The organism is Streptomyces sp. NPDC048349 (assembly GCF_040651925.1).
Classification (GTDB): Bacteria; Actinomycetota; Actinomycetes; order Streptomycetales; family Streptomycetaceae; genus Streptomyces.
Map to the genome: position 1 here is coordinate 213,316 of NZ_JBEZLA010000003.1, position 15,910 is coordinate 229,225.

Genomic DNA, 15,910 nt, shown 5'->3' on the forward strand with positions numbered 1-15,910 from the left:
CCTGAAATAGTTCCCCCGGATGTTCGCCATCCCTAGACTCCCTGACGTCATGGGGGATTCTCGGGGGACTTAAGTGGGGCTGGAGTGCCGGAACTCGTACTGGAATTGAATGGAAGGACCTGGACGCTCGATCCGTCCAGGTCGTACTCGCTGGGGCGCGACCCCCAGGGAGACGTGGTGATCGATGACGCGCGGGTGTCGTGGCGACACGCCACCATCAGCTGGAACGGCCGTGGTTGGGGCATCGAGGACCACGGCAGCACCAACGGCACGTATGTGCACGGCGCCCGGGTGCAGCAGGCCGAACTCGTGCCGGGCACGCCGGTCCACCTGGGCAACGCCACCGACGGCCCGCGGCTGAATCCCGTCGCCGCCGCGGCGCCCCAACCGGCCGTGGCCCAGCAGGCCCCGGCCCAGGCGCAGGCGGCGTACGCCCAGCCGCAGGCCCCGGCGTACCAGGCCCCGCAGCAGCAGTCCCAGCAGCAGCACTGGGAACAGCAGCCTCAGCAGGCGCACCTCCCGCACCAGCAGGGCGGCGGCCCCGCCGCGGGCCGCCCGGCGCAGGGGGCGGCCCCCCACCACGGGGGCGACCGCAGCCCGACGACGTTCCACCAGCTGTCGCTCGGTCACGTCATGCGGATCGGCCGTGCGCTGGAGAACGAGCTGGTGGTCTCCGACCTCCAGGTCTCCCGCCACCACGCCGAGTTCCGCGCGATGCCCGGCGGCCGCTTCGAGATCCACGACCTCGGCAGCCACAACGGCACCTACGTCAACGGCCAGCCGCTGGCCAAGTCGGGCAGCGCGCTGCTCGGCCCGAACGACATCGTCGGCGTCGGCCACTCGACGTTCCGCATCGTCGGGGACCGCCTCGAGGAGTTCGTCGACACCGGCGAGGTCTCCTTCTCGGCCCGCCACCTCACCGTCACGGTCGACGGCGGCAAGCAGATCCTCAAGGACGTCACCTTCGGCGTCCCGGAGAAGTCCCTGATCGGCGTCATCGGCCCGTCCGGCTCCGGAAAGTCGACCCTGCTCAAGGCGCTGACCGGCTACCGGCCCGCCGACCAGGGTGACGTCCTCTACGACAACCGCAACCTCTACAAGCAGTTCGCGGAGCTCCGCCAGCGCATCGGCCTGGTCCCGCAGGACGACATCCTGCACAAGGAACTGAAGGTCAGCACCGCCCTGAAGTACGCGGCCAAGCTGCGCTTCCCCGGCGACACCGCCGAGTCCGAGCGCGAGGCCCGCATCAACGAGGTGCTGCGCGAGCTCAAGCTCGACATCCACAAGGACAAGAAGATCACCTCGCTCTCGGGTGGTCAGCGCAAGCGCGTGTCCGTGGCCCTGGAGCTGCTCACCAAGCCCTCGCTGATCTTCCTGGACGAGCCGACCTCCGGCCTCGACCCGGGCATGGACCGCGACGTCATGCAGCTGCTGCGCGCGCTCGCCGACGACGGCCGCACGGTCCTGGTCGTGACCCACTCGGTCGCCGAGCTGGCCATCTGCGACAAGCTGCTGGTCATGGCCCCGGGCGGTTCGGTCGCGTACTTCGGTCCGCCGGACGAGGCGCTGAACTTCTTCGGCTACACCACGTGGGCGGACGTCTTCTCGGCCTTCGAGAACTACCGCGACTACGACTGGGCCGGCCGCTGGAAGGGCTCGCAGCACTACCAGCTGTACGCCGCCGACATCGACGCGGTCGCCCCGCAGTCCGTCGCGATGCCGTCGCCGCAGCAGATGCGCCCGCCCAAGCCGCAGGGCTGGGGCTCGCAGCTGTGGACGCTGATCCGCCGCTACGTCTCGGTGATCGCCTCCGACAAGGGCTTCATCGGCCTGATGCTGATCCTGCCCGCGGTCCTGGGCGTGGTCTCCACGGTCATCCCCGCGACCTTCGGCCTCGCGCCGCCGACGCCGCCGTCCCAGTTCAACGGCGACGCCGGCACGATCATGCTGATCCTCGCGGTCGGCATGTGCTTCTCCGGCGCCGCGAACTCGGTCCGCGAGCTGATCAAGGAACGTGTCATCTACGAGCGTGAGCGCGCGACGGGCCTGTCCCGGTCGGCGTACCTCATGTCGAAGGTGATCGTCCTCGGCGTCATCACGGCCATCCAGGGCGTGATCATCTGCGGGATCGGCTTCGCCCCCCGCGACCTGCCCGTCGAGGGCCTGCTGATGCCGCCGGCCGTCGAGCTCTGCGTGTCGGTCATCGCGCTCGGCTTCACCTCGATGATGTTCGGCCTGGTGATCTCCTCGCTGGTGAAGACCGCCGAGAAGACCATGCCGCTGCTGGTCATGTTCGCGATCGTCCAGGTCGTCTTCACCGGCATCCTCTTCCAGGTCTACGACTCCCCGGGCCTGGAGCAGTTCGCCTGGCTGATGCCGTCCCGCTGGGCCGTCGCCGCCGCCGGAACCACGCTGAACCTCGGCAAGCTCATGCCGCCGTGGGACCGCGACAACCCGACCAACACGGACCCGCTCTGGGACGCAACGGTCGGCCAGTGGAGCCTCAACATCATCATCCTGCTGCTCCTCGGCATCGCCTGCGGCTTCGCGGTACAGCGCCTCCTGCGCCGCCACGAGCCCGAGGTCATGCGCGCCGGCAAGTAGAGGGCTTGTCCCAGCGCGGAAAACGCCCGAGGGCGGCACCCGGTACTCCGGGTGCCGCCCTCGGGCGCATGGGGGACGGGATGCCGTCGGCGTCTTAGTAGGCGCTGTTGACGTTGTCCATCGAGCCGTAGCGGTCGGCCGCGTAGTTGCAGGCGGCGACGATGTTGGCGACCGGGTCGTACTGGTCGAACTTGGTGCCCTTGACGTGGTACGCCTTGAAGGTCGGGTAGATGACCTGGAGCAGACCCTTGCTGGGGATGCCGTTCTGGGCGTTGATGTCCCAGTTGTTGATCGCCATCGGGTTGCCGCTGGACTCACGCATGATGTTGCGGTGGATGCCGGCGTAGCTGCCCGGGATGCCCTCGCGCTTCATGATGAAGAGCGCTTCCTTGATCCAGCCGTCCAGGTTGTTCGCGAAGACGGGGGTGCGGGCGGCGGAGCGGCTCGCGGCCTCCTTCTGCTCGCGGGCCTTCTTCGCGGCGGCCTCGGCCTCGGCCTTGGCCTTGGCCGCGTCCTGCGCCGCCTTGTCGGCCGCCGCCTTGGAGGCGACGAGCTGCTGCGCGGAGAGGTGCTGCTGCACGGCCTTCGTCTGGGCGCCGTCGACGACCTTGGTCCAGGCGACGGGGGCGGCGGACAGCGTGTCGCCCTCCGCGGCGCCGGCCGGGACGAGGGAGAACGCGAGGGCGGCGGCGCCAAGGGTGGCGACACCGGCAAAGGACAGCTTGTGTGCCTTCGTCAGACGACTGTGACCGGGAGTGCTGGAAGCAGACATGGCGGGGCAACCTCTTCGAATCGCGGGAGCCGCAGGAAGGCGCCGCGTGGATCTGGGATCCGCGGCGCCGTGCGACGGGAGCAATTCTTAGCGGCGGCAAAATCGCCTGGCAAAGGTGTGACGTACGATCCCGCTTAGTGGATCAGGGGCGGGCGCCGAGGCCCGATTTCCGGCCCCGGCGCTACGCACACCCGCGCTGACAGCGTCTTTACCTGTCTACTAGGCAGCTTCGTAAGTGATGTGGGTCCTATGTGCGGGCTCACATCGAGCACGTAACGGTCTCACCATGCGTTGCTGGAGCAATGCATGGCGTGACCGGGCTCCTCCTTGAGTAGCAGATGCACGTCCCCGAACTCGTGCCACAGGCAGAGCCGGGCCGCCGCCTCCGCATACCCACGCCGTACGGCGGCACGCCCCGCGACCGCCTCCAGCATCAGCAGATGGGACGCCCCGGGCTCGTGGAGCCCGGTCAGCAGCCCGTCCACCACCCGCACCCCGCGCTCCGGCGTCACCACCAGGTCCGTCCAGCCGCGGGCCGCCCGCACCCGCCCCTGCGCGTCCGCGGCCGACTCCAGGGCCCGCACCGCCGTGGTCCCCACCGCGATCACCCTCCGGCCGGCCGCCCGCGCGGCGTTCACCAGCGACGCCGTGGCGGCAGGCACCTCGTACCGCTCCGGATAGGGCGGCTCGTGCGCCTCCGGCGAGGCCACGCCCGTGTGCAGGGTCAGCGGGGCCACCTGCACCCCCCTGCTGACCAGCCGCGTCACCAGCTCCGCGGTGAAGGGCCGGGCGGCGCTCGGCATCTCCGCCGAGCCCTCCCCGTCGGCCCCCGGCACCGCGAACACCGTCTGATAGGCCGACAGTGGCTGGTCCCGCTCCGTGTACGCGTACCGGATCGGCCGCCCGTGCCCCCGGAGCAGGCCCGGGACGTCCCGGGTGGAGGGCCGCGCCCACCACAGCCGGTCCGCCCCCGGGGACAGCGGCTCCTCCAGTACGAGGGCGTGCCCGCCCGGCAGCCGTACGACGGCCCCCGCGGGCCCCCCGGCCCGCGGCCGGGTCGCCCCCCGCCCGGCCGGCTCCCGCAGCTCCACCGCCCAGCGCCCGTCATCCCCGCGGGTCGAGAAGTGCACGACCACGCCCTCGCGGCCCAGCCGGCCGTCCACGGCCGCCGCCAGCGTGGCCGACGTGTTCACCACCAGGACGTCCCCGGCCCGCAGCAGCCCCGGCAGCTCCCGGAAGGCGCGCAGCGACACCTCCTCGCTCCCCCGGGAGACCAGCAGCCGTACGGAGTCCCGCCCCCGCCCGGGCCCGCGCTGTTCGGCCGGCACCCGGGCCGAAAGCTCAGGCGGAATGTCCCTTATATACAGACCGGTCTCGGGTAGGTGCAGACCGGTCTCGGGCGGCGCCGAGCGCCCGCTCACCGCTCGCCGCCCGTCCGGCCCGCCGCGAGGACATCGGCCGTGTACCGCCCGCTCGGCAGCCGCTCCGCCACCAGCCGCAGCAGCACGGGCGCCACCTCCTCCGGCGCGGGCAGCCCCGCCAGGTCCTCCCGGGGCTCGGCCGCCGCCATCATCCGCGTCCGCATCGAACCGGGGTCCGCCCACCAGACCCGCAGCCCCGGCTCCTCCACCGCCAGCACGCCCGACATCAGGTCCCCCGCCGCCTTCGTGGCCCCGTACGCCCCCCACGTCGCGTACGCCACCACCGCGGCGTCCGAGCTGATGTTCAGCACCGCCCCGGCTGCCGAGGCCCGCAGCAGCGGCAGCCCCTCCTGGACCAGGCCCAGCGCCCCGACCACGTTGACCTCGAAGGCCTCCCGCAGCCCGTCCAGCGGATGCACCGCCAGCGGTACCAGCGGCTCCGCCCCGAGCACTCCCGCGTTGTTCACCAGCAGGTCCAGGCCGCCCAGCTCCCGCGCGGCCGCCACCAGCGCCGCCCGGTGCTCCTTCGAGGACACGTCCCCCGCCACTGCCCTGACCCGCACCCCGGCCGCCTGCTCCAGCTCGCCGGCGGCCTCCTTCAGCGCCCCCGCACCCCGCGCGCTCAGCACCAGGTCCCAGCCCCGCGCCGCCAGCTCGCCGGCCAGCGCCCGCCCCAGCCCCCTCGACGCCCCTGTCACCACCGCGACCGACATGACCGCACCCCTCGCCTCGTTCCGGACCAGCAGATGCCCCCAACCTAGGAACCGGGCCCCGCCGCCGCTTCGGCCGCGAGCCCCACGCCCCCCGGTTCCTTGGACCTACGACCGCGGCCCGATCCCGCAGGTCACACCCCCGAGTACGGTGAGCGCATGCAGACCGGACCCCGCAGCGGCCTGGCGGCCGTCAGTACCGCGCTGCTCGCCATGAGCCGCCGCCTCGAGGTCCGCGACGTCCTGCGCACGATCGTCGTGTCGGCCCGCGAGCTCCTGGACGCCGAGTACGCGGCCCTGGGCGTCCCGGACGACCACGGCGGCTTCGCCCAGTTCGTCGTGGACGGCATCAGCGCCGAACAGTGGCGCCGCATCGGCCCCCTGCCCCGCCAGCACGGCATCCTCGCCGCGATGCTCCACCAGGACGGCCCCGAGCGGCTGGCCGACGTACGCCAGGACCCGCGCTTCGAGGGCTGGCCGGCCGCCCACCCCGAGATGTCCGACTTCCTCGGCCTGCCCGTCCGCGACGGCGAGGAGACCCTCGGCTGCCTCTTCCTCGCCAACAAGCAGCGCTCCCCGGGCGGCGGGCACGGCTTCACCGACGAGGACGAGGAACTCCTCTCCCTCCTCGCCCAGCACGCGGCGATCGCGCTCACCAACGCCCGGCTCTACGAGCGCAGCCGCGAGCTCACCATCGCCGAGGAGCGCTCCCGGCTCGCCCACGAGCTGCACGACGCCGTCAGCCAGAAGCTCTTCTCGCTGCGCCTCACCGCCCAGGCCGCCGCCGCCCTCGTGGACCGCGACCCGGCCCGCGCCAAGGACGAGCTCCAGCAGGTGGCCGCCCTCGCCGCGGAGGCCGCTGACGAACTGCGCGCCGCCGTCACCGAGCTGCGCCCGGCCGCGCTCGACGAGGACGGCCTCGTCGCCACCCTGCGCACCCAGGTCCAGGTCCTCGACCGCGCCCACGCCGCGCACGTCACCTTCACCTGTGACGGGGTACGGGCACTGCCCGCGACCCAGGAGGAAGCGCTCCTGCGGGTGGCCCAGGAAGCCCTGCACAACGCCCTGCGGCACTCGGGCGCCGACCGCGTCGAGGTGACCCTGGCCCGGAGCCCCGGCGGGGGAGCGGTCCTCCAGGTCGTCGACTCCGGCAAGGGCTTCGACCCCCAGAGCGTCCGCAGGGCGGGCCGTCACCTGGGCCTCGTCTCCATGCGGGACCGGGCGAGCGGCGTCGGCGGCCGGCTCACCGTGCACTCGGAGCCCGGCAAGGGCACCACGATCGAGATGGAGGTCCCCGGTGGCTGACGGCGCAGAACGCAGCCGAATCCGCGTCCTGCTGGTCGACGACCACCAGGTGGTCCGCCGGGGGCTGCGCACCTTCCTGGAGGTCCAGGAGGACATCGAGGTGGTCGGCGAGGCCTCCGACGGCGAGGAGGGCATCGCCCGCGCCGAGGAACTGCGGCCCGACGTGATCCTCATGGACGTCAAGATGCCGGGCACCGACGGCATCGAGGCACTGCGCAGGCTGCGCGAGCTGGCCAACCCGGCGCGGGTGCTGGTCGTCACCAGCTTCACGGAGCAGCGCACCGTGGTGCCGGCGCTGCGCGCGGGAGCGGCGGGGTACGTCTACAAGGACATCGACCCCGACGCCCTGGCCGGGGCCATCCGCTCCGTCCACGCCGGACACGTGCTCCTCCAGCCCGAGGTGGCGCAGGTCCTGCTCGCCCAGGAGGACCAGAGCGGTGCCGCGGGCCGGCCGGGCTCGCTGACGGACCGCGAGCGAGAGGTGCTCGGCCTCGTCGCGGACGGCCGGTCCAACCGGGAGATCGCCCGCGCGCTCGTCCTGTCCGAGAAGACGGTCAAGACGCACGTGTCGAACATCCTCATGAAGCTCGACCTCTCGGACCGCACCCAGGCGGCGCTGTGGGCGGTCCGGCACGGACTCGCCGAATGACCGGCGAAGATCGGACCGTCTCGTTCCGGTCAGAGATTCATACGGTCGGGTGTATGTCGCCCACATGGCGTATCCCGAGCGCCGGGTGACCGTTCTCCAGGGCGTGCCGCGACGGCTGGTCGCGGCGGACGTACTGGAGGACGAGAGCGTGAAGAACTTCAAGAAGGCCGCAGCCGTCACCATGATCGCGGGCGGCCTCCTCGCCGCCGGCGCGGGTGTCTCCTCGGCGCACGGCGGTGCGTCGGCGGAGGGCGAGGCCCTGAACTCGCCCGGCGTGGCCTCCGGGAACCTGCTCCAGGTCCCGGTCCACGTGCCCGTGAACGCGGTGGGCAACACCGCCACCGTGATCGGCCTGCTGAACGGCGCCTGGGGCAACACGGGCGTAAACGCCTGACCCCCTCCACCGGCCCCGCTTTCCCCCTCTCCCCGGAAAGCGGGGCCGCGCCACACCCCGCGAAGCCGGGCCCGGCCCGATCCGGCCCACGCAGCTCGCCGCCGGGGCGCGGCCCGATCCAGCTCACGCAGCTCGCCGCCGGGGCGCGGCCCGATCCAGCCCCGCCGGCGTCGAGGCGCGTGGCCTGGGGCGGAGCCCTCAGGGGCCCGGGCGCGGCCCGGCCCGCCCAGCTCACCGCCAGGGCGCCGGCCCGATCCAGCCCCGCCGGCGTTTGAGGCGCGGGGTCCGGGGCGGAGCCCCGGGGGCCAGGGCCCAGCCCAGCCCGCCCCGACCCGCCGAGCCAGGGCGCAGCCCACCCGGCAGCCCGACCCGCGACCTACCGGTCCCGGTCCCGCTCCCGCTCCTCCACCGCCGCGTTGTACGCCGCGACGAGCGCCCGCCGGGCCACCCGCTCCACCGGCCGCAAGGCCTCGGCCCGCGCCGCCATCTCCGAGGCGGCCACCGCACCCCCGTGCCCCTTCTCGTGCGCCAGCGACACCATCAGGTCCACCCGCTGCGCCAGCGCCAGCACCCGCACCGCCCGCGGCGGATACCCCGGCGCCAGCATCTCCTGCCCGGAGCCCTGCGCCCGCGCCCGGTACGCCGACAGCGCCGCCTCCGCGACCGGCCCCGACCCCGCCACGTCCAGCCGGGTCAGCACCACGGTCGCCTCGCGCAGCGCCTCCGCCAGCTCCCGCTCCGCCTCGCCGAGCGACGGCACGTCCGCCGGCGGCGCCTCCCGTACCGGCAGGCAGTGCCAGGTCACCGAGACGTGCACGTCACCCGCCGGGCCGGCCTCGGCCACCTCCGGCACCAGGCCCAGCGCAGCGCCCACGCACACCACCGCCTCCTGCGCGTCCAGCGCCCGCGCGTTGAACTCCGCGGGCCCGCTCAGCCCCAGCGGATGCCCCGGCGCCGGCAGCGCCACCCGCAGCCCGGTCACCCCCAGCGCCCGCAGCCGTCCCAGCGCCAGCGTGAGCCCGACCGGCCCCGCTTCCCCCGGCAGCCCCGCCACCCGGTGCACGGCGTCCTCGGCCACGATCGACAAAACGGCCTCATCGGGCGAAACCAGACCGGCCAGCAGAGCGTTCCCCCAGGCGGCCAGCCGCCCTGAACGTGGTTCGAAAAGCATCCCCCAACTCTACGGACCCACCCCCCGGCCCGGCCCCGGCCCCGGACCCCTCCCCGAGTGGCGTAGGTTTTCCCCTGGGGCTGCGCCTACAGGCGGCACAGACGAACCGACACTGCAAGGGGAGACAACGCGCTCATGAGCGATGTTCTGGAACTGGTGGACGTATCCGTGGTCCGCGAGGGCCGGGCTCTGGTGGACCAGGTCTCCTGGTCGGTGAAGGAGGGGGAGCGCTGGGTGATCCTCGGCCCCAACGGCGCCGGCAAGACCACGCTGCTGAACCTCGCCTCCAGCTACCTCTTCCCCACCAAGGGCGCCGCCTCCATCCTCGGCAGCACCCTCGGCAAGGTGGACGTCTTCGAGCTGCGCCCGCGCATCGGCATGGCCGGCATCGCCATGGCCGACAAGCTGCCCAAGCGCCAGACCGTCCTGCAGACCGTCCTCACCGCCGCCTACGGCATGACCGCCACCTGGCAGGAGGAGTACGAGGACGTCGACGAGCAGCGCGCCCGCGCCTTCCTCGACCGCCTCGGCATGACGGAGTACCTCGACCGGAAGTTCGGCACCCTCTCCGAGGGCGAGCGCAAGCGCACCCTGATCGCCCGCGCCCTGATGACCGACCCCGAGCTGCTGCTCCTCGACGAGCCCGCCGCCGGCCTGGACCTCGGCGGCCGCGAGGACCTCGTACGCCGCCTCGGCCGGCTCGCCCGCGATCCGCTCGCGCCCTCCATGGTCATGGTCACGCACCACGTCGAGGAGATCGCCCCCGGCTTCACCCACGTCCTGATGATCCGCCAGGGCAAGGTCGTCACCGCGGGCCCGATCGACCTCGAACTCACCTCCCGCAACCTGTCGATCTGCTTCGGCCTCCCCCTGGTCGTCGAGCGCAACGGCAACGACCGCTGGACCGCCCAGGGCCTTCCCCTGGGCTGAGGTACCGTCCGCGCACGCCGCCGTACGGCCGCGCAACGACCCGGCGAGGACCACGGACCGGCCACGCACCGCCCACGCACCGCCCACGCACCGCCCACGCACCGCCCACGCACCCTGTCCCGACCGCGCCCGCCCGACCTACCATGACCATGTGGACATCGACGCATGGGTGTGGTGGCTCATCGGCGCGGTCGGACTGGGCATCCCCCTCGTCCTGACCGCGATGCCGGAGTTCGGCATGTTCGCCGCCGGCGCGGTCGCGGCCGCCGTCACGGCGGCCCTCGGCGGGGGAGTGGTGGCCCAAGTCCTGGTCTTCGCGGCCGTGTCGGTCGCACTCATCGCCGTCGTACGGCCGATCGCCAACCGGCACCGCGACCAACGGCCCCAACACCGCAGCGGCATCGACGCGTTGAAGGGCCGCAGCGCCGTCGTCCTCGAACGCGTCGACGGCAGCGGCGGCCGCATCAAGCTCGCCGGCGAGATCTGGTCCGCGCGCACCCTCGACGCGGACACCAGCTTCGAACCCGGCCAGTCGGTGGACGTCGTGGAGATCGACGGGGCGACCGCCGTCGTCATGTGACAAGCAGCCTGCTCGCGGGCCCAGGGTCTGCGAGACTCCCTTCAACGGGGCAGCACAGACAGCCGGAAGGGCACGGGGAACCGCATGCAACCGATCATCATCGTCCTGATCATTCTGGTGGTTCTGGTCTTCATCGCACTGGTCAAGACGATCCAGGTGATCCCGCAGGCCAGCGCCGCCATCGTCGAGCGGTTCGGCCGCTACACCCGCACCCTCAACGCGGGCCTCAACATCGTCGTCCCGTTCATCGACTCGATCCGCAACCGGATCGACCTGCGCGAACAGGTCGTCCCCTTCCCGCCGCAGCCGGTGATCACCCAGGACAACCTGGTCGTCAACATCGACACCGTCATCTACTACCAGGTGACCGACGCCCGCGCCGCGACGTACGAAGTGGCCAGCTACATCCAGGCCATCGAACAGCTCACCGTCACCACCCTGCGCAACATCATCGGCGGCATGGACCTGGAGCGGACCCTCACCTCCCGCGAGGAGATCAACGCCGCCCTGCGCGGGGTCCTCGACGAGGCCACCGGCAAGTGGGGCATCCGCGTCAACCGCGTCGAGCTCAAGGCCATCGAGCCGCCGACCTCCATCCAGGACTCGATGGAGAAGCAGATGCGCGCCGACCGCGACAAGCGCGCCGCCATCCTCCAGGCCGAAGGCGTCCGGCAGTCCGAGATCCTGCGCGCCGAAGGCGAGAAGCAGTCCTCCATCCTCCGCGCCGAAGGCGAGGCCAAGGCCGCCGCCCTGCGCGCCGAGGGCGAGGCACAGGCCATCCGCACGGTCTTCGAATCCATCCACGCGGGTGACGCCGACCAGAAGCTCCTCGCCTACCAGTACCTCCAGATGCTCCCGAAGATCGCCGAAGGCGACGCCAACAAGCTCTGGATCGTGCCCAGCGAGATCGGAGACGCGCTCAAGGGCCTCTCGGGAGCGATGGGCAATTTCGGCCCGATGGGCGGCGGTTCCGGCTTCAACCCGCAGAACTCCGGCAAGGACGGCGCCGGCAAGGCCGACAAGGGCGGCGACGGCCGCCGCGAACAGCCCCCGATCGACTGAACGGCCCGTCCCCTCCGGCATGATCAGTGAGGCCCCTCGACCTTCATGGCGGGGAGGCGACTCACCCATGCAAAGGGGATGGCCCAGTCCATGTCCATGTCCATGTCCATGTTCTCGATGTCCGTCTGGGAATCACTCGCGGTCTTCGCCGCCGGCATCGGCGCCGGCACCATCAACACCATCGTCGGTTCCGGCACCCTGATCACCTTCCCGGTGCTGCTGGCCACCGGCCTGCCGCCGGTCACCGCCAACGTGTCCAACACCCTCGGCCTGGTGCCCGGTTCGATCAGCGGAGCCATCGGCTACCGCAAGGAGCTCCAGGGCCAGCGCGCCCGCATCCTGCGGCTCGGCGCCGTGTCCCTCGTCGGCGGGCTCGCCGGCGCCGTCCTGCTCCTCACCCTGCCGTCCGACTCGTTCCACACGATCGTCCCCGTCCTCATCGGACTGGCGCTCGTGCTCGTCGTCCTCCAGCCCCGCCTCGCCGCCGCCCTGCGCCGCCGCCAGGATGCCGCGGGACCGGACACCGGCCACCCCGACGGCGGCCCCGTCCTGCTCTGCGGCATGCTGCTCTCCAGCGCCTACGGAGGCTACTTCGGGGCCGCCCAGGGCGTGCTCTACGTCGGCCTGATGGGTCTGCTGCTCCGCGAGGACCTGCAACGGATCAACGCCGTGAAGAACGTCATCGCGGCCATGGTGAACGGCATCGCAGCCGTCCTCTTCCTCTTCGTCGCCAGCTTCGACTGGACGGCCGTCCTCCTCATCGCCGTCGGCTCCACCATCGGCGGCCAGATCGGCGCCAAGGTCGGCCGCCGCCTCTCGCCGACCGTGCTGCGCGGCGTCATCGTCACGGTCGGGATCCTCGCCATCGTCCAGCTGTTGGTCCGCTGAGCGACGTAGCAGAGATACGTCGCCCAGCGGGCCCTGCTACGCGGCAGACGGGGCAGATGCGGAAGAGGAGTGCTCCAGCCACTCCGGCAGGGCCTCCCGCCCCGCCACCCCCAGGGCCAGCAGCATCGCGTCCGCCGGCGACGGCACGAACGGCTTCCGGAGGAGCGGCATCCCCGCCTCCTCCGGAGTCCGGGCCGCCTTGCGGTGGTTGTCCTCGGCGCACGAGGCCACCGTGTTCAGCCAGGTGTCCCCACCGCCCTGCGCCCGCGGCAGCACGTGGTCCACGGTCGTCGCGCGCTTCCCGCAGTACGCGCACCGGTGCTGGTCCCGGACCAGCACCCCCCTCCGCGACCAGGGAGCATGTCTTCGGAAGGGCACCCGCACGTACCGGCAGAGTCTGATCACCCGGGGCATGGGAAGCTCCATGGTGGCGGCGCGCACGCGCAGCTCGGGATGCGACTGTTCGACCACGGCCTTGTCCTGGAGCACCAGAACCACAGCCCGGTTCAGCGTCACCGTCGACAGCGGCTCGAAGCTCGCATTCAGCACCAGCGTGTCCCGCATCTCGCCCACCTCCCGTGTGCAGGCCCGCGACCACCCTTGTGGCAGGGCCCGCGACCACTCTGGCCGCGGGCGCCACGCGGGACAACGCAATAAAAATGCCCGGTCCTGGTCACCTTTAGACCAGGACCGGGCAAACGCCCGGGGAACGATCAGCCCGCAGGTGCCTCGTACTCACCGATCAGCTGGGCGCGCCCGAGCGTGTGGAAGCGCAGATGGAACCCGACGGCGGCCGGAGAAGCGTCCGCATCGGGACCGAGCTTCTCCTGGTCCACCGCGTACACGGTGAAGACGTACCGGTGCCGCTCCCCGGCCGGCGGAGCAGCGCCGCCGAAGTCCCGGCTCCCGTAGTCGTTCCGTACGTGCACGGCCCCGGCCGGCAGTCCCTCGAACTTCCCGCTGCCCGCCCCGGCCGGCAGCTCGGTGACCGAGGCCGGCAGATCGAAGAGCACCCAGTGCCAGAACCCGCTGCCCGTGGGCGCGTCCGGGTCGAAGCACGTCACGGCGAAGCTCTTCGTCCCCTCCGGGAACCCCTCCCACCGCAGCTGCGGCGAGACGTTCCCGCCCTCGAGCACCTGGGCATCACCCAGATCGGCGCCCGCGGCGAGATCCGTACTGGTCACCGTGAAGGCCTGCACCTCGGGGTGGAAGTCGTGCGGAAGGGGCGCCCTGCTCTGCTCGGCCACTGCTGTACCTCCTGATCGGATACGCGTACGGGCCGAGCCTAGAACCAGTTGCGCTGCGAACCGACCGACGCGATCCACTGGTTGAGGTACGCCGCCCAGTCGGTGCCCTGGTACGACTGCAGCCCCACCTGGAAGCAGCGGTAGGTGTCGCTGCCCTCGCTGAACAGCCCCGGCTTCTTGTCCATCTCCAGGACGACGTCCATCTCCCGGCCGTCCGAGACGAAGGTGAGCTCGACCTGGTTCAGCCCCCGGTACTGCGACGGCGGCAGGAACTCGATCTCCTGGTAGAAGGGCAGCGTCTGCCGCGTCCCGCGGATGTGCCCGCGCTCCATGTCCGCACTGCGGAAGGTGAAGCCCAGCTGCCGGAACGCGTCGAGGATCGCCTGCTGCGCCGGCACCGGGTGCACGTTGATCGGGTCGAGGTCGCCCGCGTCGACCGCACGCGCGATCTCCAGCTCGGTGCTCACCCCGATGTTCATCCCGTGCAGGTGCTGGCCCCCGAAGTGGGTGATCGGCGTCTCCCAGGGGATCTCCAGGCCGAAGGGCACCACGTGCACCGCGCCGGCCTGCACCTGGAACGCACCGCCCAGACGCTGCTTGGTGAAGACGACGTCCTGCTTGTACTCCTGGTCACCGCCCTCGACCTCGACCCGCGCCTGCAGCCCGACGGACAGCCCCTCGATCTGCTGCTCCACGGATCCGCCCTGGATCCGGACCTCGCCCTGGACGATCCCGCCCGGCACGACGTTCGGCTCCGTGATGACCGTGTCCACCGAGGCACCACCGGCACCCAGGCTCGCGAACAGCTTCTTGAACCCCATGCTCTGACTCCCCTTGAAGGCTTGTGCGACTACCCCTTACCAACGCGGAACCTTAGGCCCCGGTTGCAGGCGTACGCGTTCCACTACGCTCGACCGGATGAGCGCGCGCCCTGACCGTACGCCCCTTCCCCGGTCCTTCTTCGACCGCCCGGTCCTCACCGTGGCCCCCGACCTCCTGGGCCGCACCCTGGTCCGCCGTACCCCCGAGGGTCCCATCGAACTGCGCATCACGGAGGTGGAGGCGTACGAGGGGGAGTCCGACCCGGGCTCCCACGCCTTCCGCGGCCGCACGGCCCGCAACGCATCGATGTTCGGTCCACCCGGACACGCGTACGTCTACTTCATCTACGGCATGTGGTTCAGCCTCAACCTGGTGTGCGGTCCCCCAGGACACGCGAGCGGCGTACTGCTGCGCGCGGGTGAGATCACCGTGGGCGCCGACCTGGCAGCCAAACGCCGACTTTCCGCCAGATACCCGAGAGAACTGGCCAAAGGCCCGGCCCGGCTGGCCACCGCCCTGGACGTGGACCGCTCCCTCGACGGCACCGACCTGTGCGGCGGCCCCGATTCCCCTCTGTCCGTCCTCACGGGCACCTCCACCTCACCCGACCTGGTGAGCAGCGGCCCGCGCACCGGAGTGAGCGGCGCCGGCGCCACCCATCCGTACCGCTTCTGGATCACCCACGACCCGACGGTGAGCCCCTACCGGGCCCACGCACCACGCCGGCGTTCAACTTGACTCGGCCCTACCGGACGCCTAACGTAGCCCGAGCCGCTTGAACGGGGCACTGCCATCGGCAGACCCCCGGAGCGGCCAAACCCACTACCTACGACTTACCCCTGGCGGGGTGCTCTTCGGCATGCCCGAATTCATCCGCCGGCCGCTCGATTATGAATGGCAAGGGATAAGCGCTAACGTAGCGGAGCGCCGAAAGGCACAGGCCCTCCAACGGCCACCGAATTCAAATCCAAACCGGAAACGGCGCGGAAATGATCTGGTAGAGTTGGAAACACGAACGAAAGCCCGGAGGAAAGCCCCAGCCAGTGTTGCTGAGGGTGAGTACGAAGGAAGCGTCCGTTCCTTGAGAACTCAACAGCGTGCCAAAAATCAACGCCAGAAGTTGATACCCCGTCCACTTCGGTGGATGAGGTTCCTTTGAAAAAGACCTGCAGGGCCCTGTTTCGGGGTGCTTGCAGGCAATTACACAGCGAGGACGCAGTGGACGGTCGGTCTTATTCCGACATGACTGTCCCGCTCTTTGTGTGTGTGCACCCGATTACGGGTAAACATTCATGGAGAGTTTGATCCTGGCTCAGGACGAACGCTGGCGGCGTGCTTAACACATGCAAGTCGAA

Annotated in this window: 16 protein-coding genes and 1 rRNA gene; 10 read left to right on the top strand and 7 right to left on the bottom strand. The window is 71.3% G+C overall.

Annotation, left to right across the window (positions count from 1 at the left end):
- Positions 1 to 105: 105 nt before the first annotated feature.
- Entirely contained in the window at positions 106 to 2,604 is a 2,499-nt protein-coding gene (locus tag AB0D44_RS03925; RefSeq protein ID WP_362583962.1) for an FHA domain-containing protein, read from the top strand.
- Between the two features lie 94 nt (positions 2,605 to 2,698).
- On the opposite strand, the gene AB0D44_RS03930 is transcribed toward AB0D44_RS03925, so the two are convergent.
- From AB0D44_RS03930 to AB0D44_RS03940, 3 genes are all read right to left on the bottom strand, one after another.
- Positions 2,699 to 3,376, bottom strand: a complete 678-nt coding sequence (locus AB0D44_RS03930) for a transglycosylase SLT domain-containing protein (protein ID WP_362583886.1) — start codon at positions 3,374 to 3,376, stop codon at positions 2,699 to 2,701.
- Between the two features lie 281 nt (positions 3,377 to 3,657).
- Complete coding sequence (locus tag AB0D44_RS03935) at positions 3,658 to 4,743, bottom strand: S-adenosylmethionine:tRNA ribosyltransferase-isomerase (RefSeq protein ID WP_362583965.1); 1,086 nt, start codon at positions 4,741 to 4,743, stop codon at positions 3,658 to 3,660.
- 50 nt (positions 4,744 to 4,793) lie between these two features.
- Positions 4,794 to 5,510: an SDR family NAD(P)-dependent oxidoreductase gene (locus AB0D44_RS03940; protein WP_362583888.1), complete on the bottom strand. Its 717-nt coding sequence runs from the start codon at positions 5,508 to 5,510 to the stop codon at positions 4,794 to 4,796.
- A 156-nt stretch (positions 5,511 to 5,666) separates the two neighbouring features.
- Between AB0D44_RS03940 and AB0D44_RS03945 the strand changes: the two genes are divergently transcribed.
- The 3 genes from AB0D44_RS03945 to AB0D44_RS03955 all read left to right on the top strand — a co-directional run bounded on the left by AB0D44_RS03945 (position 5,667) and on the right by AB0D44_RS03955 (position 7,855).
- Complete coding sequence (locus AB0D44_RS03945) at positions 5,667 to 6,812, top strand: GAF domain-containing sensor histidine kinase (RefSeq protein WP_362583891.1); 1,146 nt, start codon at positions 5,667 to 5,669, stop codon at positions 6,810 to 6,812.
- On the top strand, positions 6,805 to 7,461 hold the full coding sequence (locus AB0D44_RS03950) for a response regulator transcription factor (protein WP_362583894.1): 657 nt from the start codon (positions 6,805 to 6,807) through the stop codon (positions 7,459 to 7,461). Before AB0D44_RS03945 ends, AB0D44_RS03950 begins: the two co-directional genes overlap by 8 nt.
- A 148-nt stretch (positions 7,462 to 7,609) precedes the next feature.
- Complete coding sequence (locus tag AB0D44_RS03955) at positions 7,610 to 7,855, top strand: chaplin (RefSeq protein ID WP_362583968.1); 246 nt, start codon at positions 7,610 to 7,612, stop codon at positions 7,853 to 7,855.
- A 376-nt stretch (positions 7,856 to 8,231) separates the two neighbouring features.
- Here AB0D44_RS03955 and AB0D44_RS03960 read toward each other — a convergent pair whose 3' ends face one another.
- Positions 8,232 to 9,026: a hypothetical protein gene (locus AB0D44_RS03960; RefSeq protein ID WP_362583897.1), complete on the bottom strand. Its 795-nt coding sequence runs from the start codon at positions 9,024 to 9,026 to the stop codon at positions 8,232 to 8,234.
- Between the two features lie 135 nt (positions 9,027 to 9,161).
- On the opposite strand from AB0D44_RS03960, the gene AB0D44_RS03965 reads away from it, so the two are divergent.
- The 4 genes from AB0D44_RS03965 to AB0D44_RS03980 all read left to right on the top strand — a co-directional run bounded on the left by AB0D44_RS03965 (position 9,162) and on the right by AB0D44_RS03980 (position 12,486).
- Positions 9,162 to 9,956, top strand: a complete 795-nt coding sequence (locus AB0D44_RS03965; protein ID WP_362583900.1) for an ABC transporter ATP-binding protein — start codon at positions 9,162 to 9,164, stop codon at positions 9,954 to 9,956.
- Positions 9,957 to 10,107: 151 nt separating this feature from the next.
- Positions 10,108 to 10,536 carry an NfeD family protein gene (locus AB0D44_RS03970; RefSeq protein ID WP_362583903.1) on the top strand — a complete coding sequence of 143 codons (429 nt, stop codon included), beginning with the start codon at positions 10,108 to 10,110 and terminating at the stop codon, positions 10,534 to 10,536.
- Between the two features lie 84 nt (positions 10,537 to 10,620).
- Entirely contained in the window at positions 10,621 to 11,598 is a 978-nt protein-coding gene (locus AB0D44_RS03975) for an SPFH domain-containing protein (RefSeq protein ID WP_362583906.1), read from the top strand.
- 117 nt (positions 11,599 to 11,715) lie between these two features.
- The gene (locus tag AB0D44_RS03980) at positions 11,716 to 12,486 is read left to right on the top strand and encodes a sulfite exporter TauE/SafE family protein (RefSeq protein WP_362583971.1); all 771 of its coding nucleotides are present in this window, start codon (positions 11,716 to 11,718) and stop codon (positions 12,484 to 12,486) included.
- 36 nt (positions 12,487 to 12,522) lie between these two features.
- Here AB0D44_RS03980 and AB0D44_RS03985 read toward each other — a convergent pair whose 3' ends face one another.
- The 3 genes from AB0D44_RS03985 to AB0D44_RS03995 form a co-directional block, all read right to left on the bottom strand.
- A complete protein-coding gene (locus tag AB0D44_RS03985; protein WP_362583909.1) occupies positions 12,523 to 13,050 on the bottom strand; it encodes an HNH endonuclease in 528 nt (175 codons plus the stop codon).
- 149 nt (positions 13,051 to 13,199) lie between these two features.
- A complete protein-coding gene (locus tag AB0D44_RS03990; RefSeq protein WP_362583912.1) occupies positions 13,200 to 13,733 on the bottom strand; it encodes a YbhB/YbcL family Raf kinase inhibitor-like protein in 534 nt (177 codons plus the stop codon).
- A 38-nt stretch (positions 13,734 to 13,771) separates the two neighbouring features.
- Positions 13,772 to 14,554: a sporulation protein gene (locus AB0D44_RS03995; RefSeq protein ID WP_362583915.1), complete on the bottom strand. Its 783-nt coding sequence runs from the start codon at positions 14,552 to 14,554 to the stop codon at positions 13,772 to 13,774.
- A gap of 97 nt (positions 14,555 to 14,651) precedes the next feature.
- Between AB0D44_RS03995 and AB0D44_RS04000 the strand changes: the two genes are divergently transcribed.
- Positions 14,652 to 15,293 carry a DNA-3-methyladenine glycosylase gene (locus tag AB0D44_RS04000; RefSeq protein ID WP_362583918.1) on the top strand — a complete coding sequence of 214 codons (642 nt, stop codon included), beginning with the start codon at positions 14,652 to 14,654 and terminating at the stop codon, positions 15,291 to 15,293.
- Between the two features lie 551 nt (positions 15,294 to 15,844).
- Positions 15,845 to 15,910: ribosomal RNA gene (locus AB0D44_RS04005) — 16S ribosomal RNA — on the top strand; the annotation flags it as partial.